This window comes from Pseudomonas sp. Sample_11 (genome assembly GCF_004307505.1).
In the GTDB taxonomy this organism is placed as follows: Bacteria; Pseudomonadota; Gammaproteobacteria; order Pseudomonadales; family Pseudomonadaceae; genus Aquipseudomonas; species Aquipseudomonas atacamensis.
Genome location: NZ_RCOD01000066.1, coordinates 16070 through 36405, shown reverse-complemented (window position 1 = coordinate 36405; position 20336 = coordinate 16070). Strand labels below are relative to the sequence as shown.

Genomic DNA, 20336 nt, shown 5'->3' with positions numbered 1-20336 from the left:
AAGTCGGGGCGTTTGCTGGAACCACCATCAGTGCGTTTTCACACAGTCTGCAATGCCGGGGTTTTTTTTGCCTCACTCATTCCCAGTGCCGACACTCTCCAACCGATACCCATACCCATAAATAGTCAGCAACTGCCAACCCCGATCCGCTGTCAGCCCGAGCTTGTTGCGCAATCGGTAGATATGCGTGTCGAGCGGCCGCGAGGAAGTCGTCTCTTCGTTCGGCCAGAAGCGCTCGTACAGATAATCCCGCGACAATGGTCGACCCAGGTTGCTGAACAGGCAGCGCGCCAAGCGGTATTCGCGTTCGGTCATGAGGATCGGTTTGCCTTCACGGGTGACGGTCAGTTCGGCGTCATCGAAAGTCAGATCGTGAAACGTCTGTATTTCGCCCGCCGCGCTGCGCGGTTGGCTATGTCGACGCAATACCGCTGCCACCCTCGCCTTCAACTCATTCGGGCGAAACGGCTTGCTGACATAATCGTCGGCCCCGGCATTCAAGGCTTGAACGATATCGCTCTCGCCGTCGCGGCTGGTGAGCATGATCGCCGCAGGCGGTGCGTCCATGTGTTCGCGGGTCCAGCGTAGCAGTGCCAGACCGGTGAGATCGGGAAGTTGCCAATCGAGAATCAGCAGATCGAAGGTTTCCCGGCGCAGCTGGCGCAACAAGTCTTCGCCGCGCTCGAAGCTGTGCAGTGACCACGGCTGTTCGCCCGCTTCGGCCATTTGCTCCAGGGTTTGCTCGACCCGGCGCAGTTCGGCGGGTTCGTCGTCCAGAATGGCAACGCGCATCGGCGGTGTTCCTTGTCGCTGGGGCTGGGATGTCGACAATAACGACTCCCCGGCTGCGATGAAAGAAGCAGCCCGTCGTTGGTCGACGTCCGCTATGATTCTTCGGGTCTACGCCTCAGACCTGAGACCTATGAAACCATTCCCACTGCCCTGCCCTGTGCCTCATGCATAACACTCAACGCCGACGTGAAAGTCGTGAGCCGAGCCAGGTCCAGCGTCTGTTCCGCCGGCTGGTGCGCGAGTGGTTGTGGATAAGTCTAGTGCTGTTGCCGCTGACTGCCTTGTTGTCTTATCGCGCCCAGATCAATCTGCACAATCCGTCGCCAACGCCCGGCGCGCTGTTGTCCGTGGCGATGGTCGCCGGTGTGCTGGGATTGTTGCTGTGGCGGCCGCGTTGGGCGCTGTGGGTAACCTTGGTCGGTATGGCCTGTGCGCTGATCGCCAGCGCCCTGCTGGCCGAAGTCCGCTACTGGTGGTCGCCAACGCCAGCAGCCCTGGGGATGTTGTTCGGTTACCTGATCTGGAACTGGCGACGCCTGAGCGTGGTGCTGACCTATTTCGGCTGGGAGCTGGCGCGTCTGGACAGCGAGCCGAAAGTTTTTCCGGAGCGACGCCGGACCCGCTTCACCGGTGCCGACCGTTTGCAGGGCCAGATCATGGCGCTCGAACAAGCCATGAGCCGCACCCGCGACACCCGGCGGTTCATTGCCGATGGCCTGGAATACCTGCCGGTGGCGACGCTGATCAGTGATCCGCTGGGCAAGATTCTGCTGGGCAATCGCAAGGCGCGCGAACTGTTCGAAGATTCGCTGGTGGGCGATGATGTACTCGAGCAACTGGCGCGGCTCGGCTATCCGGAATTATCCACAGCGCCGCGACCGCCGCTGGCCACCCTGCCGCTGCTGGAATTTCGCGATCACAAGGAGCGCAGTCTGCGCCTGGAAAGAGCGGCGCTGCTGCCGGTCGACGGCGATACGCCGATCGGTTGGCTGCTCAGCCTGACGGATTTGAGTGCCGAGCGTGCGGCCGAGGAGCAGCGCGGCGTCTTGCTGCGTTTTCTTTCCCACGACCTGCGCGCCCCCCATTCGGCGATCCTCGCCCTGCTTGATGTGCATCGTCACCAGGCGGGTGCTGATGCGCCGCTGTTCGAGCAGATTGAGCGTCAGGTGCGCCGCGCGCTGGATCTGACCGATGGTTTCGTCTTGTTGGCGCGGGCTGAATCCGAGACCTACCAGTTCCGCCCGACGTTATTCGCGATGCTGGTTTTGGACGTGCTGGATCAGGCCCTGCCCATCGCTCAGCAGAAACGCATCGAGCTGCTCAACGAGGTCGATGAGGAATGTCAGGAGCGGCTGATTCTGGCCGATCAGGGATTGCTGACGCGCGCCCTGTTCAACCTGCTGGAAAACGCGGTCAAGTACAGCCCGGCAGACAGCACGGTGCAACTGACGGTCAGCTGTGATGGGCGGTGGCTGCGCTGCGAATTGTCCGATCAGGGCAAGGGGATTGCCGCCGATGAATTGCCTGACCTGTTCAGCCAGTATCGGCGTTTCTCCTCCGCCCAGGGCATCGACGGCGTGGGCTTGGGTCTGTCGATGGTCAAAGCGGTGATTGATCATCATGGCGGCACGATCGAGTGTCACAGCGTTGTCGATGCGGGAACCACATTCCGCATCGAGTTGCCGCTGATTGCTGAATGAAAAAGGGCACAAAAAAACCGGCTATAACGGCCGGTCTTTTTACATCGGAATAAAACTTATGCACGGATTTGGTTCAACTCATCGATTTAGAAAAAACAATTAAAATCAATAAGTTATAAATCGATTACGGAATTTTGAAGCAAAAGCGTACACAGGTTATCCACAAAATTCAGACAGCCAGCTGGTCACTCGCGGCCGGTGCCTGTGGCGCCGGTGGCAGCGAGCCCATTTCGCGCTGGGTCTTCTCGTTCCATGCCTGCACACGGTCATTCAGATCAGCGATGGCGCGCGGCCCGCTGCCTTCGGCATACATCGGTTCGCCAATGACCACGGTGATCACTCCGGCCTGTTTGCCCCAGCCGATTTTTGGCCAGAATTTGCCGGCATTGTGTGCAATCGGCAGCACCGGAAGCGCCGCATTCACAGCCAATGCGCTGCCACTGCGAGAGAATTTTCCGACAGTGCCGTAGGGGACTCGTGTGCCTTCGGGGAAGATCAGCACCCAGACGTTGTCCTTGAGCAGCTCGTCGCCTTTGGCCGCGACTTGTTTGAGCGCGGCCTTCGGGTTGTCGCGGTCGATGGCGATCGGGCGCAGCATGGCCATGGCCCAGCCGAAGAACGGCACGTAAAGCAATTCGCGCTTGAGCACTTGGCTCAATGGCGAGAAATAAGCGGAGAGAAAGAACGTCTCCCATGTGCTCTGGTGGTTCGATTGAATCACGCAGGGCCGGTCCGGCACGTTTTCCGCGCCTTTGATTTCGTAGCGGATGCCGAGGAACACCTTGGTCAGCCACAGGGCGCAACGGCACCAGTACACGTTGATGAAACGATAGCGCGCCTTGAAGGACAGAAAGGGCGCGATGAAAAAGCTCAGGCTGCACCACAGCAACGCTGTTGTGCCCAGCAGCAGATAAAAAACAAAGATTCTGAAGGCCCGCAGTATCGACATGGCGACGGTTACCGTTACGGGGCAATGCCCCGACTGTTCAAGCGCACTCCCGAGCAATCCCTGGCCAGGAAATTCAGAAGTACTCTAGTTGTGGATAAGTTCTGCGGCAATCGCCGCCAGATCGTCAAAAATCAGAGTGCCAACCGGCAGGGTTTTGCCCTGAGTCTTTTCGCCTTTCCCGGTTTTCACCAAAACTGGCTGTGAATCGACGGCTTTGGCGGCCTCCAGGTCACCAAGGCTGTCGCCGACGAACCAGACGTTGGTCAACGGCACCGTGTAATGCTCGGCAATGGTTTTGAGCATTCCCGGTTTCGGTTTGCGGCAATCGCAACCTTCGTCCGGGCCATGCGGGCAATACACGATCAAACCGACTTCACCGCCCTGCTCCGCGACCAGCTCGCGCAGGCGCGCGTGCATGGCCTCAAGGGTGGCGAGGTCGTAATAGCCGCGAGCAATGCCCGACTGGTTGGTGGCCACCGCCACCGTCCAGCCGGCCTTGCTCAACTGCGCAATCGCTTCGATCGAGCCGGGCAGCGGAATCCACTCCTCCACCGACTTGATGTAGGCATCGGAGTCGTAATTGATCACGCCGTCACGATCGAGAATCAGCAGTTTCAACAGCAATCCCTCAACCCAGCAGCGAAATGTCGGCAACGCCGAGGAACAGGCCACGCAGGCGCGCCAGCAGCGCGTAACGGTTGGCCCGCACATTGGCATCGTCGGCATTGACCATCACCGCGTCGAAGAACGCGTCGACCGGCTCGCGCAGTGCCGCCAGGCGTGCCAGCGATTCGTTGTACTGACGCGCTGCGGCCATTGGCTGCACGGCCTGATCCGCTTGCTGGATCGCCGAGTACAGCGAGAACTCGTTGGCATTGTCGAAATACTTCGCCTCGACCACGGTCGGTACCGAGCCTTCGACTTTGCTCAACAGGTTCGACACGCGCTTGTTCACCGCCGCCAGCGCTGCCGCTTCCGGCAGTTTGCGGAAGGCCTGCACCGCCTGCACACGCTGGTCGAAGTCCAGCGCCGAACCCGGCTTCAGTGCACGCACCGACAGGTAGGTGGCGACGTCGACGCCTTCGTCTTCATAACGCGCACGCAGACGGTCGAAGATGAATTCCAGCACGGCTTCGTTGAGGCCGGCAGCCTTGACCTTGCCGCCGAACGCAGTCACCGCGAAAGCCACGGCGTCGTTCAGGTCCAGATCCAGTTGTTTCTCGATCAGGATACGCAGCACGCCCAGTGCCGCACGGCGCAGGGCATACGGGTCTTTGCTGCCGGTTGGCAGCATGCCGATACCGAAGATGCCGACCAGAGTGTCGAGCTTGTCGGCGATGGCGACGGCTGCACCGGTCAGGGTCGCCGGCAATTCGGCACCGGCACCACGTGGCATGTACTGCTCGTTCAAGGCCAGCGCGACGTCCTGCGGCTCGCCGTCATTGAGGGCGTAGTAGTAACCGGCGACACCTTGCATCTCCGGGAACTCGCCGACCATTTCGGTTGCCAGGTCGCACTTCGACAGCAGGCCCGCGCGGGCAGCCCACGAGGCGTTGCCGCCGATACGTGCGGCTATGTACGCGGCCAGTTTCGATACGCGCTCGGCCTTGTCGTAGACGCTGCCGAGTTTTTCCTGGAACACCACGTTCTGCAGGCGCAGGTTGAAGTCTTCAAGCTTCTGCTTCTTGTCCTGCTTGAAGAAGAACTCGGCGTCGGTCAGGCGTGGGCGAACCACTTTCTCGTTACCGGCGATGATCTGCTGCGGGTCTTTGCTTTCGATGTTGGCCACGGTAATGAAACGTGGCAGCAACTTGCCGTCGGCATCCAGCAGGCAGAAGTACTTCTGGTTGTCCTGCATGGTGGTGATCAGCGCTTCCTGCGGCACGTCGAGGAAGCGTTCCTCGAACGAGCACACCAGCGGCACCGGCCATTCAACCAGCGCAGTCACTTCGTCGAGCAGTGCCGGCGGAACGATCGCCGTGCCTTCCTGACGGGTGGCCAGCTCTTCGGTGCGCTTGCTGATGATCTCGCGACGCTCGTTGGCATCGGCCAATACGTAAGCGGCACGCAGGTCGGCGAGGTAGCTCGACGGCGAACCGATGCGCACGCTCTCCGGATGGTGGAAACGGTGACCACGGGATTCACGGCCAGCCTTCTGCGCGAGGATCGTGCAGTCGATGACCTGGTCACCGAGCAGCATCACCAGCCACTGGGTCGGACGCACGAATTCTTCCTTGCGCGCACCCCAACGCATGCGTTTCGGGATCGGCAGGTCGTTCAGCGAATCTTCGACGATGGTCGGCAGCAGGCTCGCGGTCGGCTTGCCGGCGATGTTCTGGCTGTAGCGCAGTTTCGGACCGCTCTGGTCGATTTCGCTCAGCTCGACGCCGCACTTCTTGGCGAAGCCCAGGGCGGCCTGAGTCGGATTGCCATCAGCGTCGAACGCGGCCTGACGTGGCGGGCCATCGAGGTTGATGCTGCGATCCGGCTGCTGAGTGGCCAGCGCAGTGATCAGCACGGCCAGACGACGTGGCGCGGCATACACGGTTTTGCTTTCGTAGCTCAGGCCGGCGGCTTGCAGGCCCTTGTCGATACCGGCGAGGAACGCATCAGCCAAAGTGTTCAGGGCTTTGGGTGGAAGTTCTTCGGTGCCCAGTTCAACCAGAAAATCTTGCGCACTCATTGTGCAGCCTCCAGCTTGGCCAGTACTTCGTCACGCAGGTCCGGGGTCGCCATCGGGAAGCCCAGCTTGGCGCGGGCCAGCAGGTAGGCTTGCGCAACGGAACGCGCCAGGGTGCGCACGCGCAGAATGTATTGCTGACGCGCAGTCACCGAGATCGCCCGGCGCGCATCCAGCAGGTTGAAGGTGTGCGACGCCTTCAGCACCATTTCGTAGCTCGGCAACGGCAGCGGCTGGTCGAGTTCGATCAGGCGCTTGGCTTCGCTTTCATAGAAGTCGAACAGCTCGAACAGTTTGTCGACGTTGGCGTGTTCGAAGTTGTAGGTGGACTGCTCCACTTCGTTCTGGTGGAACACATCGCCATAGGTGACTTTGCCGAACGGGCCGTCAGCCCAGACCAGGTCGTAGACCGAATCGACGCCTTGCAGGTACATCGCCAGGCGCTCGAGACCGTAGGTGATCTCGCCGGTCACCGGGTAGCACTCGATGCCGCCCGCTTGCTGGAAGTAGGTGAACTGGGTGACTTCCATGCCGTTGAGCCAGACTTCCCAGCCCAGACCCCAGGCGCCGAGGGTCGGCGATTCCCAGTTGTCTTCGACGAAGCGGATGTCGTGTACCAGCGGGTCGAGGCCGACATGCTTGAGCGAGCCCAGGTACAGCTCCTGGAAATTGTCCGGGTTCGGCTTGAGCACGACCTGGAACTGGTAGTAGTGCTGCAGACGGTTCGGGTTTTCGCCGTAACGGCCGTCAGTCGGACGGCGGCTTGGCTGCACGTACGCGGCGTTCCAGGTTTCCGGGCCGATGGCGCGCAGGAAGGTCGCGGTGTGGAAAGTGCCGGCGCCTACTTCCATATCGTAGGGCTGAAGTACCACACAACCTTGCTCGGCCCAGTATTGCTGGAGCGCGAGGATCAAGTCTTGGAAGGTACGCACGGCTGGCGTAGGCTGGCTCACGAAATTCACCTGTTTCTTGGGCTGCGATTTAAAGAGCGGGAGTATACCCGATTCGTTGCTGCGCACGCCCCCTGGAGCCTTATGCCACGCTGCTTTTGGTGTACCGAAGATCCGCTGTACATGGCTTATCACGATCAGGAGTGGGGCACGCCGCTGCGCGATGCGCAGGGTTTGTTCGAGTTGCTTTTGCTCGAAGGGTTCCAGGCCGGGCTGTCGTGGATCACGGTGTTACGCAAACGTGAGCGCTATCGCGAGGTGCTGTTCGGCTTTGACGTGCAGCGCGTGGCGCAGATGAGCGATGCCGAAATCGACGAGCTGATGCTCGACCCGGGCATCATCCGCAATCGCCTGAAACTCAACGCCGCCCGGCGCAATGCCCAGGCGTGGCTGGCGCTGGAGGATCCGGTGGCGTTGCTCTGGTCATTCGTGGGCGACCAACCGATCATCAATCATTTCAAGGATTGCAGCGAAGTCCCGGCGATCACCCCCGAAGCGCTGGCAATGAGCAAAGCGCTGAAAAAAGCCGGCTTCACCTTCGTCGGTCCGACCATTTGCTACGCGCTGATGCAGGCCTCGGGCATGGTCATGGACCACACCCAGGATTGCGACCGCTACGCGCAGCTCGCCAACGCCGGTTAGAATGCCCGCCTCGCGCACAGCACAAAGATCAGGAGTGACCTGTGGAAAAGTTTAAAGGCGCCTTGCTGGTAGGCGCTCTGCGGCTGTTTGCCCTGCTGCCATGGCGGGCCGTGCAGGCCGTGGGTTCGGCGATCGGCTGGATCATGTGGAAAACCCCCAACCGTTCCCGCGACGTGGTGCGGATCAACCTCGCCAAGTGTTTTCCCCAGATGGATGCGGCCGAACGTGAGCGCCTGGTCGGGCAGAGTCTGAAGGACATCGGCAAGTCGCTGACCGAAAGCGCCTGCGCGTGGATCTGGCCGGCGCAGCGCTCGATCGATCTGGTTCGCGAAGTCGAAGGCCTCGATGTGTTGAAAGACGCGCTAGCCTCGGGCAAAGGTGTGGTCGGCATCACCAGCCACCTCGGCAACTGGGAAGTGCTCAACCACTTCTATTGCAGCCAGTGCAAACCGATCATTTTCTACCGTCCGCCGAAGCTCAAGGCAGTGGATGAATTGCTGCGCAAACAGCGCGTGCAACTGGGCAACAAGGTCGCAGCGTCGACCAAGGAAGGCATTCTCAGCGTCATCAAGGAAGTGCGCAAGGGCGGTGCCGTGGGCATTCCCGCCGACCCGGAACCGGCCGAATCCGCCGGGATTTTCGTGCCGTTCTTCGCCACTCAGGCACTGACCAGCAAATTCGTGCCGAACATGTTGGCCGGCGGCAAAGCGGTCGGTGTGTTCCTGCATGCCCTGCGCCTTCCTGACGGCTCGGGCTACAAAGTCATTCTCGAAGCCGCGCCAGAAGCGATGTACAGCACCGATACCGCCGAGTCCTGCGCGGCCATGAGCAAAGTGGTCGAGCGTTACGTCGCGGCGTATCCGAGCCAGTACATGTGGAGCATGAAACGCTTCAAGAAGCGTCCGCCGGGCGAGGCGCGCTGGTACTGAGCAACTTCGATGGGGTGAAGGTTGATGCAGACGGGCTCGCCTTGCTCAATCGGTAGCTCAAGGCGCCTGCCGCTCGAGCTTTTTCAGGAATACCGTCATCTCCTTCTCGGCCTGTTTGTCACCGTGGGCGCGGGCCGCTTCCAGGCCCTGTTCCCAGGCCTGGCGCGCAGCGGCGTGATCGCCTAGCGCCAGCTGCGCCTTGCCCAGCAGCTTCCACGCCGCCGAGTATTTCGGATCGAACGCGACACAACGCTGAAAATGCTCGGCAGCCTTGGCGTTGTCACCCAAGTCCAGATAACCCTTGCCCAGGCCGAAGCGCAGCAGAGCGTTATCCACACCCTTGGCGAGCATTTTTTCCAGGGATTCGAGCATTTTTTGCAACCTCGTTTGAGTGATCGTTCCCACGCTCCGCGTGGGAATGCCTCAATGGACGCTCTGCGTCCGCTTATGGGGCGCAGAGCGTCCCGGGCTGCATTCCCACGCTGAGCGTGGGAACGATCAACCTCAGAAAAAGCTCAACCCCACATGAAACAGCTTCTCCACATCGCGAATATGCTTTTTATCCACAAGGAACAGAATCACGTGGTCGCCCGCTTCGATCACCGTGTCGTCGTGGGCGATGATCACTTTCTCGTTGCGGATCACCGCGCCGATGGTGGTGCCGGGCGGCAGGCCGATCTTCTCGATCGGCTTGCCGATCACCTTGCTCGATTTCGCATCACCGTGGGCAATCGCCTCGATCGCTTCCGCCGCGCCGCGTCGCAGTGAGTGCACGCTGACGATATCGCCTCGACGCACATGGGCAAGCAAAGTGCCGATGGTCGCCAGTTGCGGGCTGATGGCGATATCGATGTCGCCGCCCTGGATCAGATCGACGTAGGCCGGGTTGTTGATGATCGTCATGACCTTCTTCGCCCCCAACCGTTTGGCCAGCAGCGACGACATGATGTTGGCTTCGTCATCATTGGTCAGGGCGAGGAAGATATCGGCGTCGGCGATGTTCTCTTCCAGCAGCAGATCGCGGTCCGAGGCACTGCCCTGCAAGACCACGGTGCTGTCGAGGGTGTCGGAGAGGTAGCGGCAGCGCGCCGGGCTCATCTCGATGATCTTCACCTGATAACGGCTTTCGATGGCCTCGGCCAGGCGCTCGCCGATCTGTCCGCCACCGGCGATGACGATGCGTTTGTAGGTTTCGTCGAGGCGGCGCATTTCGCTCATCACCGCGCGAATGTCTTCGCGGGCGGCGATGAAGAACACTTCGTCATCGGCTTCGATCACCGTGTCGCCCTGAGGCAGGATCGGCCGGTCACGGCGGAAGATCGCCGCCACGCGGGTTTCGACGTTCGGCATGTGCTCGCGCAACTGGCGCAGTTGCTGACCGACCAGCGGCCCGCCGTAATAAGCGCGCACCGCCACCAGTTGCGCCGCGCCTTCGGCGAAGTCGATCACCTGCAAGGCGCCGGGGTGCTGGATCAGGCGCTTGATGTAATTGGTCACGACCTGCTCGGGGCTGATCAGCACGTCCACCGGAATCGCTTCGTTCTGGAACAGTTGTTCCTCGCGATTGAGGTACGACGCTTCGCGCACCCGGGCGATTTTGGTCGGCGTATGGAACAGCGTGTGCGCGACTTGGCAGGCGACCATGTTGGTCTCGTCGCTGTTGGTCACCGCGACCAGCATGTCGGCGTCGTCGGCACCGGCCTGACGCAGCACCGACGGCAGTGAGCCCCGGCCTTGCACGGTGCGGATGTCGAGGCGGTCGCCGAGGTCGCGCAGGCGCTCGCCATCGGTGTCGACCACAGTGATGTCGTTGGCCTCGCTGGCCAGATGTTCGGCCAGCGAACCGCCGACCTGTCCCGCACCGAGGATGATGATTTTCATCCAGTCACTCCATGAATCCGTTTAGCCGCGCGCAGCGGCGATCTTGATCAGCTTGGCGTAGTAGAACCCGTCATGCCCGCCCTGCTGGGCCAGCAACTGGCGACCATGGGGCTGTTTGATGCCGGCCGCGGTGGCCAGATCCAGTTCCCGCGCGCCGGGGGTGCGCTCGAGGAACGCGGCGATGACTTCGGTGTTCTCGGTCGGCAGCGTCGAGCACGTGGCGTAGAGCAGGATGCCGCCGACTTCGAGGGTTTTCCACATGGCGTCGAGCAGTTCGCCTTGCAGTTGCGCGAGGGCTCTGATGTCGTCGGGCTGGCGGGTCAGCTTGATGTCCGGATGGCGGCGGATCACCCCGGTGGCCGAGCATGGCGCGTCGAGGAGGATGCGCTGGAACGGTTTGCCGTCCCACCATTTGTCGATATCGCGACCGTCGGCGGCGATCAGTTCAGCGTCGAGGCCGAGGCGCTCGAGGTTTTCCTTTACGCGCACCAGACGCTTGGCCTCCAGATCCACCGCCACCACCCCGGCCAACGCCGGTTCGGCTTCGAGGATGTGGCAGGTCTTGCCGCCAGGGGCGCAGCAGGCGTCGAGCACCCGCTGCCCCGGCGCCAGATCGAGCAGGTCGGCGGCCAGTTGCGCGGCTTCGTCCTGCACGCTGATCCAGCCTTCGGCGAAACCCGGCAGGCTGCGCACATCGGCGGCGGTTTCAAGGACGATGCCGTCGCGGCTGTAAACGCACGGCGTCGCGGCGATCCCGGCTTCGCCCAGCAACGCCAGATAAGCATCGCGGCCGTGATGGCGACGGTTGACCCGCAGGATCATCGGCGGATGCGCGTTGTTCGCTGCGCAGATGGCTTCCCACTGTTGCGGCCAGAAAGCCTTCAGGGATTTTTGCAGCCAGCGCGGGTGGGCCGTGCGCACCACCGGGTCGCGTTCCAGTTCGGCGAAGATCGTCTCGCTTTCGCGCTGGGCATTGCGCAGCACGGCGTTGAGCAGACCTTTGGCCCAGGGCTTTTTCAGCTTGTCGGCACAACCGACGGTTTCGCCGATGGCGGCGTGCGCCGGCACGCGGGTGTAGAGCAATTGGTACAGACCAACCAGCAGCAACGCCTCGACATCAGCGTCGGCGGCCTTGAACGGTTTCTGCAGGAGTTTTTCCGCCAGTGCCGACAGGCGTGGCTGCCAGCGTGCGGTGCCGAAGGCCAGGTCCTGAGTGAAACCGCGATCGCGATCCTCGACCTTTTCCAGTTGCGTCGGCAGGGAGCTGTTCAGCGAGGCTTTGCCGCTGAGTACGGCAGCGAGGGCCTTGGCGGCGGCCAGACGCGGGTTCATTGCGCATCCACCGCTGCGCCGAGCACGCTGCCGACGGCGAATTTCTCGCGGCGGCTGTTGAACAGGTCGCTGAAGTTCAGCGCCTTGCCGCCGGGCAATTGCAGGCGGGTCAGACACAGCGCTTGTGCACCGCAGGCGACAATCAGGCCGTCCTTGCTGGCGCTGAGGATTTCACCCGGAGCGCCAGTGCCGTCGGCCACGGTCGCGGCCAGCACTTTCAACGCTTCACCATTGAGCGTGCTGTGGGTGATCGGCCATGGATTGAAGGCGCGGACCAGACGTTCCAGCTCCACCGCCGGACGGCTCCAGTCGATGCGTGCTTCGTCTTTGTTGAGTTTGTGCGCGTAGGTTGCGAGTTCGTCGTTCTGCACCTCACCTTGCAGGGTGCCGGCAGCCAGACCGGCAATCGCCTGCACCACAGCGGGCGGCCCCATCTCGGCGAGGCGATCATGCAGGGTGCCGCCGGTATCTTCAGCGCTGATCGGCGTGACGACCTTGAGCAACATCGGCCCGGTATCCAGCCCGGCTTCCATGCGCATCACCGTTACACCGCTTTCGGCGTCGCCGTGTTCAACCGCGCGCTGGATCGGCGCCGCACCGCGCCAGCGTGGCAGCAACGACGCATGGCTGTTGATGCAACCCAGACGCGGAATATCCAGCACCGCTTGCGGCAGGATCAAACCGTAGGCGACCACCACCATCAGATCCGGCTTCAGCGCGGCCAGCTCCGCCTGGGCCTCGGCATTGCGCAAGGTCGGCGGCTGCAACACCTGGATATTATTTTCCAGGGCCAGTTGTTTGACCGGGCTCGGCATCAGTTTTTGCCCACGGCCGGCCGGGCGATCCGGCTGGGTGTAGACCGCGACGATCTCGTACGGGCTGCTCAGCAGGGCCTTGAGGTGTTCAGCGGCGAATTCCGGGGTACCGGCAAAAACAATGCGCAGTGGCTCAGTCATGAAAGGCGTCTCATAAAAAGAAAAAGGCTTGCCGCAGCAAGCCTTTGAAGAGGGGCATCAAGCGTTCTGGCGGTGCAGCTTTTCCAGCTTCTTCTTGATCCGGTCGCGTTTGAGCGTGGACAGGTAATCGACGAACAATTTGCCGTTGAGGTGGTCGCATTCGTGCTGGATGCACACCGCGAGCAGGCCTTCGGCGATCAGCTCATAGGGCTTGCCGTCGCGGTCCAGCGCCTTGATCTTGACCTTCTGCGGGCGGTCGACGTTTTCGTAGAAGCCCGGTACCGAGAGGCAGCCTTCCTGATACTGGTCCATCTCGTCGGTCAGCGGTTCGAACTCGGGGTTGATGAACACCCGTGGCTCGGTACGGTCTTCGGACAGGTCCATCACGACGATACGTTTGTGCACGTTGACCTGGGTCGCGGCGAGGCCGATGCCCGGCGCTTCATACATTGTTTCAAACATGTCGTCGACCAACTGACGCACTTCGTCGTCCACTACAGCCACTGGTTTGGCGATAGTGCGCAGACGCGGGTCCGGAAATTCGAGGATGTTTAAAATGGCCATAGGCTTCGATTGCTGCACACGTTGAGTAAAGTCGGGTCGATGGCCTGGCGGGTCCGAAGATGCAGGCTACCGTTGTGAAGCGTAGCTTCTGAAAAACAGAAGCGAGCCACGGGGGCTCTGACGATTCACGCGAATGCACATGATAAAGGGATTCACTGCATGAGGAAAACACTACTCGCCCTGCTGCTCCTGGCTTCGGCCGGCGCCGCGCAAGGGCAAGTGCAACTCAGGGATGGTTTTCCACAGCAATACACGGTGGTTTCCGGGGACACGCTCTGGGACATTTCCGGCAAATACCTGCGCGAGCCTTGGCAGTGGCCACAACTGTGGCGGGCCAACCCGCAGATCGAAAACCCCAACCTGATCTATCCCGGCGACACGCTGACGCTCAGCTACGTCAACGGCCAGCCGCAACTGACCGTCCATCGTGGCGAGTCGCGCGGCACCATCAAGCTCTCGCCACGGATTCGCGCCAGCCCGGTGGCCGAGGCAATTCCGAGCATTCCGCTGAAATCGATCAACAGCTTTCTGCTGAGCAACCGTATCGTCGACAAGGCCGAAGACTTCGACAAGGCGCCGTACATCGTCGCCGGCGATGCCGAACGGGTGCTCAGCGGTACAGGCGATCGCATCTTCGCGCGCGGCCATTTCGATCCGGAGCAGCCGGTGTACGGCATCTTCCGCCAGGGCAAGGTCTACACCGACCCGCAGACCAAGGAATTCCTCGGCATCAACGCCGACGATATCGGCGGCGGCGAGGTTGTTGCCACCGAAGGCGACGTCGTCACCCTCGCCTTGCAACGCACCACCCAGGAAGTGCGCCTCGGTGACCGCTTGTTCGGCGGTGAAGAACGTCTGATCAATTCAACGTTCATGCCCAGCGCGCCGAAGCGTTCCATCGACGGGCTGATCATTGATGTGCCACGCGGCGTCACGCAGATCGGTGTGATGGACGTGGTTACCCTGAACAAAGGCAAACGTGACGGTCTGGCCGAAGGCAATGTTCTGGCGGTGATGAAAACCGGCGAAACCGTACGTGATCGGATCACCGGCCAGCCGCTGAAAATTCCCGATGAACGCGCCGGCCTGCTGATGGTGTTCCGCACCTACGACAAACTCAGTTACGGCCTGGTCCTCAATGCTTCACGCTCGCTGGCGGTGCTCGACAAGGTGCGAAATCCGTAAGCTTGCTTAACAAGTTACCAACAGAGTTATCCACAGCTTGTTCCGAATGGTTCGGAGCATAGAACGGTCAAGGATGATCCATTCATGTTGTCTGTCAGTACGGCCATTTCCCCGGCGGAACTGGAAGCGCGTCTGCGCCTGCACCGCATGCCGGATATCGGCCCCAAGCGTTTTGCCAAACTGCTCGAAGCCTTCGGCTCGGCGTCCAAAGCCTTCAGCGCGCCGGCCAGTGCCTGGCGCTCACTGGGGTTGCCGGCGGCCTGCGCCGAAGCACGGCGTTGTCCAACGGTGCGCGACGGCGCCAGCCACGCAATGCGCTGGCTAGAGCACCCCGGCCAACATTTACTGATGTGGGACCAAGCGGATTATCCAGCGTTGCTGGCGCAAATTGCCGATCCGCCGCCGCTGTTATTCGTCGCGGGCGATCCGTCGATTCTGGAAAAACCGCAACTGGCGATGGTCGGCAGCCGCCGCGCTTCCCGCCCGGGCATGGACACGGCGGCGGCGTTTTCCCGCAGTCTGGCCGGGGCCGGTTTTGTCATCAACAGTGGTCTGGCGCTGGGCATCGATGCCGCTGCCCACCAGGCTGCTCTGGATGTTGGCGGCTTGACCGTGGGTGTGCTCGGCACGGGGCTGGAAAATTTTTATCCACAACGCAATAAACGCCTGGCCGAGGCGATGATTGCCTCGGGCAGCGCGGTGCTCTCGGAGTTTCCGTTGGACGCCGGGCCGAGCCCGAGCAACTTCCCCCGGCGCAACCGCATTATCAGCGGGTTGTCCCTTGGCGTGCTGGTGGTCGAGGCCAGCGTTGCCAGCGGTTCGTTGATCACCGCGCGGCTGGCAGCCGAACAGGGCCGCGAGGTTTATGCCATTCCGGGCTCGATCCATCACCCCGGCGCGCGCGGTTGTCACCAGTTGATTCGCGACGGGGCGGTGCTGGTGGAGACTATCGAACACATCCTCGAAGCCCTGCGCGGCTGGCAGCAGCCACTGTTATCCACGGCGGCGGCGAAGGCCGAACACCCGTTGCTGGCGCTGCTGCACGCGGCGCCGCACACCAGCGAGGCCTTGGCCGCGAGCTGTGGCTGGGCGTTGCCGAAAGTGCTGGCAACGTTGACCGAGCTGGAAATCGAAGGCCGTGCGGTATGCGAAAACGGTCGCTGGCTGGCGCGGTCGAGCTAGGTTTTACGAGGAAGATCGGTAAACTGCGCGAAACCTGTTTGTGGAGAGTTTTTTCATGGTCAACAGTTGGCGTGTGCAACAAGCCGCGCGTGAAGTTCGCGCCGGCGCGGTGATTGCCTATCCAACCGAAGCCGTCTGGGGGCTGGGTTGCGACCCGTGGAATGAAGACGCGGTGGACCGCTTGCTGGCGATCAAGAATCGCTCGGTGAGCAAAGGGCTGATCCTGGTCGCCGACAATATCCGCCAGTTCGATTTCCTGTTCGAGGACTTCCCCCAGGACTGGATCGACCGCATGGCCAGTACCTGGCCGGGGCCGAACACCTGGCTGGTGCCGCACCAGAACCTGTTGCCGGAATGGGTCACAGGCGTGCATGACACCGTGGCGCTGCGGGTCAGCGATCACCCGCAGGTGCGCGACCTGTGCTCGCTGGTCGGGCCATTGATTTCCACATCGGCCAACCCCCAGGGGCGACCGCCGGCGCGCACGCGTTTGCGCATCGAGCAGTATTTCCGTGGTCAGGTCGATCTGGTGCTGGGCGGCAGCCTTGGCGGGCGCAAGAATCCCAGCGTGATCCGCGACCTGGCCACCGGTAACGTCGTTCGTCCTGACTGACGCCATTCTTTTTATTTTTGCGGACTCCTCGGCGCTTTCGACGAGGAGTTCTGCGCATGCCCGCAGTTTATTCCCGCATTTGTTAAAACTTGGCCGTTGCCATTGTTCTTGCATGCGTCAGACGAATCTTTGAGTCTGAAATATCTGTAAGTTTTCCCACGTGATTATCAGAACGCGTGCAGTGACGATATTTCCAAAAGCATCCATTCTTTCAATGTGCTTGAAGCAACTTCGAAATATTAATGGCTGCGGAGAAGTAATGGATATTACGGATTTACACCTCAAGGATTATCTGCAGGGCTTTCAGGAGACGCTCAAGAATCAACAGGCCGACTATCGTGTAGCCATTCTTGAGGCAGGATCGGATGCCGGGGAATTTGAACGCTTCATCAATCGACAGTTTCGCCTGCGATTGCAGCATTACATGCTCACCTCCAGAGCCCGGGCGCTGGAAACCCGACTGGCGATCACCTCACGCAGCACGCACTTTCTGTTGTATCAGCGTGATCAGCTTATTGCGGTGCTGCGGGCAACTCCGGCGCCCTTCGAATGGGCTTCACTGGCGCAGCATCATGTGTCTCCCACTGTGGCATTGGCACGGCATGTCGAGTTCAGCCGTCTGATCACCCATTCCCAGCAGCACCGGCCGGTGTCGGTCAATGGTCTGCTTGCCACCGCTGCGGAATGGGCGATCGATCGCGGATATCACGGGGTAACGGCCTTGTGCAGATCGCCACAGCGGCAACTGTATCAGCGCTTCGGCCTGACACCGATCGCTTCGCACGCCATGCATATCGAGCAGCGTGCCCGGGGCGATTATTGGCTGTTATCCGCCGAATGGCGTCAAATCCTCATGGCACTGGATCAGCCTGTGAACATCAACGCACATCAGCCGGAGTATCGTGATGTCTATCACCGTCAGTATTGATCCGCCAATAATCGAAGAGTGGGCGGAGAAATGGCTTGTATACGAGTCGAAGAAGTTGCGCAGGAAGTTTGCCGGTCGTAGGCCAGCGGCGAAGAAACTTCACCGCAAGATGTACTTGATATAGCTGAAAGATACTCGGCGAACTCATGGAAGAGTTCGCCGAGTATCAACTTGAGGCTTTATGGCAGCAGAATTGTGGAACCGGTCGTGCGCCGTGCCGACAGTTCGGTTTGTGCTTTCGCCGCATCCGCCAGTGCATGGCGCTGGCTGATGTCGACCTTCAGCTTGCCGCTGATGATCATCTCGAACAGCTCGTCGGCCATGCGTTGCAGGTTCTCGGCGTTGTTGGCGTAGGTCGCCAGCGTAGGCCGGGTGACGTAGAGCGAACCCTTTGCGGCGAGAATGCCCAGATTGACGCCGTCGACCGCGCCCGAAGCATTGCCGAAACTCACGACCAGGCCCCGAGGTGCGACGCTGTCCAGGGATGTTAGCCAAGTGTCCTTGCCGACGCCGTCATACACCACCGGGACTTTCTTGCCGTCAGTCAGTGCCAGCACGCGCTCGGCAACGTTTTCATGGCTGTAGTCGATGGTGGCCCAGGCGCCGTTGGCTTTGGCCAGCTCGGCTTTCTCCTTCGAGCTGACGGTGCCGATCAGCTTCACGCCCAGCGCTTTGGCCCATTGGCAGGCCAGCGAGCCGACGCCACCGGCTGCGGCGTGGAACAGAATGGTTTCGCCGCCCTGCAGTTGGTACGTCTGGCGCAGCAGGTATTGCACGGTCAGGCCCTTGAGCATGACGCCGGCGGCAGTTTCGAAACTGATTTCATCGGGCAGGTGCACCAGATTGTCCTGCGGCAGCACATGCAGCTGGCTGTAGGCGCCGAGCGGGCCGCTGCCGTATGCGACGCGATCGCCGACCTTGAACCGGGTGACGTCGCTGCCCACCGCTTCGACCGTGCCGGCACCTTCCGAGCCCAGGCCGGACGGTAACGCGGGTGGTGCATAGAGGCCGCTGCGGTAATAGGTGTCGATGAAGTTCAGGCCGATCGCCTGGTTGGCCACGCGCACCTGATTCGGCCCGGGTGCAGCGGGTTCGTAGTCGACATATTCGAGCACTTCGGGACCGCCGTGGGCGCGGAACTGGATACGCTTTGCCATCTGCCTGCTCTCCTTGGGTCGTTGCTAAGCCCTCTATCCAACTCCCCTGCTTGATCTTCGTCAACTGCGGCGCGCCGGTCTGCGATGGTATGCTACGCGCCCATTTGCGCCGCCCGCCTGCCGGGGCGCCGCCCGATTCAAGGTGAAGCCATGACGACCCGCACCGACGCCGTAAAGGCCTATCTGCTCGATCTGCAAGACCGCATCTGCGCTGCACTGGAAACCGAAGACGGCGGCAAATGCTTCGTCGAAGACGCCTGGACCCGGCCGGCGGGCGGTGGCGGGCGCACCCGCGTGCTGGAAAACGGCACGCTGATCGAAAAGGGCGGCGTCAATTTTTCCCACGTGTTCGGCAGCGGCCTGCCGCCCTCGGCCAGTGCCCATCGGCCGGAACTGGCCGGGCGTGGCTTCGAGGCGCTCGGCGTGTCGCTGGTGATCCACCCGCACAACCCGCATGTGCCGACCTCCCACGCCAACGTGCGTTTTTTCATTGCTGAAAAAGAAGGCGAAGAACCGGTCTGGTGGTTCGGCGGCGGTTTCGACCTGACCCCGTACTACGGCGTTGAAGAAGACTGCATTCATTGGCACCGCGTCGCCGAGCAAGCCTGTGCGCCGTTTGGTGCGGACGTCTATCCGCGTTACAAGGCCTGGTGCGACACCTATTTCCATATCAAGCATCGTCATGAGCCGCGCGGCATTGGCGGTCTGTTCTTCGACGATCTGAACGAGTGGGATTTCGACACCAGCTTCGCCTTCATGCGCGCCATCGGCGACGCCTACATCGAGGCCTACCTGCCGATCGTGCAGCGGCGCAAGAATGACGCGTTCACCGCACAGCAGCGCGAATTCCAGGAATTCCGCCGTGGCCGCTACGTCGAATTCAACCTGGTTTACGACCGTGGCACGCTGTTCGGCTTGCAGTCGGGTGGCCGTACCGAATCGATTCTGATGTCGCTGCCACCGCAAGTGCGCTGGGGCTATGACTGGAAGGCCGAGCCGGGCAGCGCAGAAGCGCGCCTGACCGAGTATTTCCTGCAGGATCGTGACTGGCTGGCCGAGGCCTGAGGACGGGTGATGGATCGTTACGTTGTTTTCGGTAATCCGATTGGCCACAGCAAGTCGCCGATGATTCACCAGTTGTTCGCCGAACAGACCGGCCAGCGCCTCGACTACAGCACGCTGCTCGCGCCGCTGGATGATTTTACCGGCTGCGCCACGGCGTTCTTTCGCGAAGGGCGCGGCGCCAATGTGACGGTGCCGTTCAAGGAAGACGCTTACCGTCTGGCCAACAGCCTGACCGCCCGCGCGCAGCGCGCCGGTGCGGTGAACACCTTGAGCAAACTGGAAGATGGTTCGCTGCTCGGCGACAACACCGATGGCGCCGGCCTGGTCCGCGATCTGACGGTGAATGCCGGGTTCAGCCTGACCGGCAAGCGCATCCTTTTGCTCGGCGCCGGCGGCGCGGTGCGCGGTGCGCTGGAGCCATTGCTGGCGGAGAAGCCGGCCTCGGTGATCATCGCCAATCGCACCGTGGACAAGGCTGAACTGCTGGCCGAGTTGTTCTGCGACCTCGGGCCGGTGTCGGCCAGTGGTTTCGACTGGCTGCGCGAGCCGGTGGACGTGATCATCAACGCCACTTCCGCCAGCCTGACCGGTGACGTGCCACCGATTGCGCCAAGCCTGATCGAGCCAGGCCAGACGCTGTGCTACGACATGATGTACGGCAAGGAACCGACCGCGTTCTGCCGCTGGGCCACTGAGCACGGCGCGGCGCTGGCGATGGATGGTCTGGGCATGCTCGCCGAGCAGGCGGCCGAGGCGTTCCTGCTGTGGCGCGGCGTACGCCCGGATACCGCGCCGGTACTCGCCGAGCTGCGCCGCCAACTGGCCCTTTAA

The 20336-nt window shown here is 61.6% G+C and carries 20 protein-coding genes; 9 read left to right on the top strand and 11 right to left on the bottom strand.

What is annotated here, in order from left to right; genetic code table 11:
- Positions 1-72: 72 nt before the first annotated feature.
- Positions 73-792: a response regulator transcription factor gene (locus tag D8U60_RS18670; protein ID WP_073470814.1), complete on the bottom strand. Its 720-nt coding sequence runs from the start codon at positions 790-792 to the stop codon at positions 73-75.
- A 164-nt stretch (positions 793-956) separates the two neighbouring features.
- On the opposite strand from D8U60_RS18670, the gene D8U60_RS18665 reads away from it, so the two are divergent.
- Positions 957-2492: a HAMP domain-containing sensor histidine kinase gene (locus D8U60_RS18665; RefSeq protein WP_130900657.1), complete on the top strand. Its 1536-nt coding sequence runs from the start codon at positions 957-959 to the stop codon at positions 2490-2492.
- Positions 2493-2661: 169 nt separating this feature from the next.
- Here the strand turns inward: D8U60_RS18665 and D8U60_RS18660 are convergent, their stop codons facing one another.
- The 4 genes from D8U60_RS18660 to glyQ form a co-directional block, all read right to left on the bottom strand.
- Positions 2662-3441 carry a lysophospholipid acyltransferase family protein gene (locus tag D8U60_RS18660; protein WP_041476517.1) on the bottom strand — a complete coding sequence of 260 codons (780 nt, stop codon included), beginning with the start codon at positions 3439-3441 and terminating at the stop codon, positions 2662-2664.
- A gap of 84 nt (positions 3442-3525) precedes the next feature.
- Positions 3526-4065, bottom strand: coding sequence for a D-glycero-beta-D-manno-heptose 1,7-bisphosphate 7-phosphatase (gene gmhB, locus D8U60_RS18655; protein ID WP_164488352.1), 540 nt, complete (start codon positions 4063-4065; stop codon positions 3526-3528).
- A gap of 4 nt (positions 4066-4069) precedes the next feature.
- A complete protein-coding gene (gene glyS, locus D8U60_RS18650; RefSeq protein WP_130900656.1) occupies positions 4070-6124 on the bottom strand; it encodes a glycine--tRNA ligase subunit beta in 2055 nt (684 codons plus the stop codon).
- On the bottom strand, positions 6121-7074 hold the full coding sequence (gene glyQ, locus D8U60_RS18645; RefSeq protein ID WP_003187265.1) for a glycine--tRNA ligase subunit alpha: 954 nt from the start codon (positions 7072-7074) through the stop codon (positions 6121-6123). The genes glyS and glyQ overlap by 4 nt, the downstream gene beginning before the upstream one ends.
- 81 nt (positions 7075-7155) lie before the next feature.
- Here glyQ and D8U60_RS18640 point away from each other — a divergent pair, with 81 nt between their 5' ends.
- Together D8U60_RS18640 and D8U60_RS18635 are read left to right on the top strand one after the other, a co-directional pair.
- Positions 7156-7713, top strand: a complete 558-nt coding sequence (locus D8U60_RS18640) for a DNA-3-methyladenine glycosylase I (protein ID WP_130900655.1) — start codon at positions 7156-7158, stop codon at positions 7711-7713.
- Between the two features lie 41 nt (positions 7714-7754).
- Entirely contained in the window at positions 7755-8642 is an 888-nt protein-coding gene (locus D8U60_RS18635; protein WP_024014955.1) for a lysophospholipid acyltransferase, read from the top strand.
- Positions 8643-8699: 57 nt separating this feature from the next.
- On the opposite strand, the gene D8U60_RS18630 is transcribed toward D8U60_RS18635, so the two are convergent.
- The 5 genes from D8U60_RS18630 to def all read right to left on the bottom strand — a co-directional run bounded on the left by D8U60_RS18630 (position 8700) and on the right by def (position 13375).
- Positions 8700-9014 carry a tetratricopeptide repeat protein gene (locus tag D8U60_RS18630; protein ID WP_122698783.1) on the bottom strand — a complete coding sequence of 105 codons (315 nt, stop codon included), beginning with the start codon at positions 9012-9014 and terminating at the stop codon, positions 8700-8702.
- A gap of 132 nt (positions 9015-9146) precedes the next feature.
- Entirely contained in the window at positions 9147-10523 is a 1377-nt protein-coding gene (trkA, locus tag D8U60_RS18620; RefSeq protein ID WP_016772381.1) for a Trk system potassium transporter TrkA, read from the bottom strand.
- Positions 10524-10544: 21 nt separating this feature from the next.
- Positions 10545-11855, bottom strand: coding sequence for a 16S rRNA (cytosine(967)-C(5))-methyltransferase RsmB (gene rsmB / locus D8U60_RS18615; protein WP_130900654.1), 1311 nt, complete (start codon positions 11853-11855; stop codon positions 10545-10547).
- Positions 11852-12811 carry a methionyl-tRNA formyltransferase gene (gene fmt / locus D8U60_RS18610; RefSeq protein WP_130900653.1) on the bottom strand — a complete coding sequence of 320 codons (960 nt, stop codon included), beginning with the start codon at positions 12809-12811 and terminating at the stop codon, positions 11852-11854. The genes rsmB and fmt overlap by 4 nt, the downstream gene beginning before the upstream one ends.
- A 57-nt stretch (positions 12812-12868) precedes the next feature.
- Positions 12869-13375: a peptide deformylase gene (gene def, locus D8U60_RS18605; protein WP_016772378.1), complete on the bottom strand. Its 507-nt coding sequence runs from the start codon at positions 13373-13375 to the stop codon at positions 12869-12871.
- A gap of 159 nt (positions 13376-13534) precedes the next feature.
- On the opposite strand from def, the gene D8U60_RS18600 reads away from it, so the two are divergent.
- From D8U60_RS18600 to D8U60_RS18585, 4 genes are all read left to right on the top strand, one after another.
- Positions 13535-14560 carry a LysM domain-containing protein gene (locus D8U60_RS18600; RefSeq protein ID WP_130900652.1) on the top strand — a complete coding sequence of 342 codons (1026 nt, stop codon included), beginning with the start codon at positions 13535-13537 and terminating at the stop codon, positions 14558-14560.
- Positions 14561-14644: 84 nt separating this feature from the next.
- Positions 14645-15742, top strand: coding sequence for a DNA-processing protein DprA (dprA, locus tag D8U60_RS18595; protein WP_122612871.1), 1098 nt, complete (start codon positions 14645-14647; stop codon positions 15740-15742).
- A gap of 55 nt (positions 15743-15797) precedes the next feature.
- The gene (locus D8U60_RS18590) at positions 15798-16355 is read left to right on the top strand and encodes an L-threonylcarbamoyladenylate synthase (RefSeq protein WP_039757175.1); all 558 of its coding nucleotides are present in this window, start codon (positions 15798-15800) and stop codon (positions 16353-16355) included.
- A gap of 160 nt (positions 16356-16515) precedes the next feature.
- Positions 16516-17283, top strand: a complete 768-nt coding sequence (locus D8U60_RS18585) for a hypothetical protein (protein ID WP_241663553.1) — start codon at positions 16516-16518, stop codon at positions 17281-17283.
- Between the two features lie 179 nt (positions 17284-17462).
- On the opposite strand, the gene D8U60_RS18580 is transcribed toward D8U60_RS18585, so the two are convergent.
- Positions 17463-18440: a quinone oxidoreductase gene (locus D8U60_RS18580; RefSeq protein ID WP_024014962.1), complete on the bottom strand. Its 978-nt coding sequence runs from the start codon at positions 18438-18440 to the stop codon at positions 17463-17465.
- Positions 18441-18590: 150 nt separating this feature from the next.
- On the opposite strand from D8U60_RS18580, the gene hemF reads away from it, so the two are divergent.
- Both hemF and aroE read left to right on the top strand, forming a co-directional pair.
- Positions 18591-19505: an oxygen-dependent coproporphyrinogen oxidase gene (gene hemF / locus D8U60_RS18575; protein WP_071173933.1), complete on the top strand. Its 915-nt coding sequence runs from the start codon at positions 18591-18593 to the stop codon at positions 19503-19505.
- 9 nt (positions 19506-19514) lie between these two features.
- Positions 19515-20336, top strand: a complete 822-nt coding sequence (aroE, locus tag D8U60_RS18570) for a shikimate dehydrogenase (protein WP_130900651.1) — start codon at positions 19515-19517, stop codon at positions 20334-20336.

What these genes read in the sequence shown, in the direction of transcription:
- D8U60_RS18670 (WP_073470814.1), bottom strand. Translation starts at nt 792, where the DNA reads ATGCGCGTTGCCATTCTGGACGACGAACCCGCCGAACTGCGCCGGGTC.
- D8U60_RS18665 (WP_130900657.1), top strand. Translation starts at nt 957, where the DNA reads ATGCATAACACTCAACGCCGACGTGAAAGTCGTGAGCCGAGCCAGGTC.
- D8U60_RS18660 (WP_041476517.1), bottom strand. Translation starts at nt 3,441, where the DNA reads ATGTCGATACTGCGGGCCTTCAGAATCTTTGTTTTTTATCTGCTGCTG.
- glyS (WP_130900656.1), bottom strand. Translation starts at nt 6,124, where the DNA reads ATGAGTGCGCAAGATTTTCTGGTTGAACTGGGCACCGAAGAACTTCCA.
- D8U60_RS18640 (WP_130900655.1), top strand. Translation starts at nt 7,156, where the DNA reads ATGCCACGCTGCTTTTGGTGTACCGAAGATCCGCTGTACATGGCTTAT.
- D8U60_RS18630 (WP_122698783.1), bottom strand. Translation starts at nt 9,014, where the DNA reads ATGCTCGAATCCCTGGAAAAAATGCTCGCCAAGGGTGTGGATAACGCT.
- trkA (WP_016772381.1), bottom strand. Translation starts at nt 10,523, where the DNA reads ATGAAAATCATCATCCTCGGTGCGGGACAGGTCGGCGGTTCGCTGGCC.
- rsmB (WP_130900654.1), bottom strand. Translation starts at nt 11,855, where the DNA reads ATGAACCCGCGTCTGGCCGCCGCCAAGGCCCTCGCTGCCGTACTCAGC.
- fmt (WP_130900653.1), bottom strand. Translation starts at nt 12,811, where the DNA reads ATGACTGAGCCACTGCGCATTGTTTTTGCCGGTACCCCGGAATTCGCC.
- def (WP_016772378.1), bottom strand. Translation starts at nt 13,375, where the DNA reads ATGGCCATTTTAAACATCCTCGAATTTCCGGACCCGCGTCTGCGCACT.
- D8U60_RS18600 (WP_130900652.1), top strand. Translation starts at nt 13,535, where the DNA reads ATGAGGAAAACACTACTCGCCCTGCTGCTCCTGGCTTCGGCCGGCGCC.
- dprA (WP_122612871.1), top strand. Translation starts at nt 14,645, where the DNA reads ATGTTGTCTGTCAGTACGGCCATTTCCCCGGCGGAACTGGAAGCGCGT.
- D8U60_RS18590 (WP_039757175.1), top strand. Translation starts at nt 15,798, where the DNA reads ATGGTCAACAGTTGGCGTGTGCAACAAGCCGCGCGTGAAGTTCGCGCC.
- D8U60_RS18580 (WP_024014962.1), bottom strand. Translation starts at nt 18,440, where the DNA reads ATGGCAAAGCGTATCCAGTTCCGCGCCCACGGCGGTCCCGAAGTGCTC.
- hemF (WP_071173933.1), top strand. Translation starts at nt 18,591, where the DNA reads ATGACGACCCGCACCGACGCCGTAAAGGCCTATCTGCTCGATCTGCAA.
- aroE (WP_130900651.1), top strand. Translation starts at nt 19,515, where the DNA reads ATGGATCGTTACGTTGTTTTCGGTAATCCGATTGGCCACAGCAAGTCG.